This window comes from Sulfitobacter sediminivivens (assembly GCF_042611115.2).
GTDB lineage: Bacteria > Pseudomonadota > Alphaproteobacteria > Rhodobacterales > Rhodobacteraceae > Sulfitobacter > Sulfitobacter sediminivivens.
Window position 1 is genome coordinate 1 of the sequence record NZ_JBHGAR020000056.1, and the last position, 1536, is coordinate 1536.

A 1536-nucleotide genomic window follows, 5' to 3' on the forward strand; every position below is an offset into this window, starting at 1 on the left:
TATCTCGTTGAAAAACTCTTCCTTGATTGGCGCATGAACTGCTGATTCAATTCTTCCAAAGATTTGGAGGACTGGCTGATGTTGGGACCGAGACAGGAAGCGCAGGCGGCGTTGTTCTATGAGTTCTCGCTGGAGGATCATGTCCCCCAAGATCATCTGTTGCGGTCGATTGATCGGTTCGTCGATCTGAGCGACATCCGTCAGTATCTGACCGAGTTCTACAGCCATACTGGCAGACCATCTGTCGATCCGGAACTGCTGATCCGTATGCTTCTGGTGGGCTATTGCTTCGGCATCCGATCCGAGCGACGGCTCTGTGAGGAGGTACATCTGAACCTCGCGTATCGCTGGTTTTGCCGACTTGATCTGACCGACCGCATTCCTGACCATTCCACATTCTCAAAGAACAGGCATGGTCGTTTCCGCGAGAGCGAACTGCTGCGCCATCTGTTCGAGGGGACGGTTGCACGGTGTATCGCGGAAGGTCTGGTGAGTGGCCAGCGCATGGCCGTTGATGCCAGCTTGATCGAAGCTGATGCCAACCGACAGTATTCTGCGCCCAAAGAGGAATGGAATGCGGGACGGATCGATGCGGACGCGGCACCACGGGCTGTTCGCGAGTATCTCGACACGCTCGATGAAGCGGCTTTTGGTGCCGCGACGCCGGTGCAACCCAAGTTCACGTCGTTCTCTGACCCGGCCAGCCAGTGGACGGCAGCCCGCAAAGGCCCAGCATTCTTTGCCTATTCCGATAATTATCTGATCGACACCGATCACGGCGTCATCATTGATGTCGAGGCGACGCGCTCAATCAGGCAGGCTGAGGTTGGCTCGACAAAGACCATGCTGAAACGGGTCAAAGACAAGTTCGACCTGCACCCGGAACGGTTAATTGCAGACACCGCCTACGGATCGGGACCCATGCTGAACTGGTTGGTGAAGCGCAAGATCGCTCCGCATATTCCGGTCATCGATAAGGCTGGCCGGACAGATGGCACATGGTCCCGCGCTGACTTCGAATGGGACGCTCAGAACAATCAATACATCTGTCCCGAAGGCGAAGCGCTCAAGCAGTTCCGCCGGAACTATTCCGATCCGAACCGTGGCCCGACCGGCAAAGGTGTCGCCAAGTATCAGGCCCTCAAGCACACCTGTCAGGCGTGCCCATCAAAGATGAAGTGCTGCCCGAACGCAGATGCCCGCAAGATCACCCGCGAAGAACATGAAGACGCCAGAGATGTCGCCCGCGCCATCAGAAAAACGCGCCAGTACAAGATCTCATCCAAGCTCCGCAAAAAGGTCGAGATGCTCTTCGCCCATCTCAAACGCATCCTCGGGCTGGGACGGCTCCGATTACGTGGCCCGTGCGGCGCAAATGATGAATTCCTGCTCGCCGCAACCGCCCAGAACCTCCGCAAACTGGCCAAGATCTTTCCTGCACCGCAGCAAACACGCAAAGCCTGATAAGAAAGGCGCTTGCGCCCAGTTTAGAGGGCTACTTTCTGCGTCAGCAACACGTTGTTTTTCCACAGAATC

General features: G+C 56.3%; 1 protein-coding gene. It reads left to right on the top strand.

The annotated features are described in order from the left end of the window. The first annotated feature begins 78 nt into the window (after positions 1 to 78). Positions 79 to 1464 (top strand): IS1182 family transposase, encoded by a 1386-nt coding sequence (locus tag ACEWL3_RS20585; RefSeq protein ID WP_386185465.1) that lies wholly within the window; start codon positions 79 to 81, stop codon positions 1462 to 1464. Positions 1465 to 1536: the final 72 nt, after the last annotated feature.

Bases quoted from the DNA above. Each gene is read 5' to 3' on its own strand.
- ACEWL3_RS20585 (WP_386185465.1), top strand. From the start codon at position 79: ATGTTGGGACCGAGACAGGAAGCGCAGGCGGCGTTGTTCTATGAGTTC.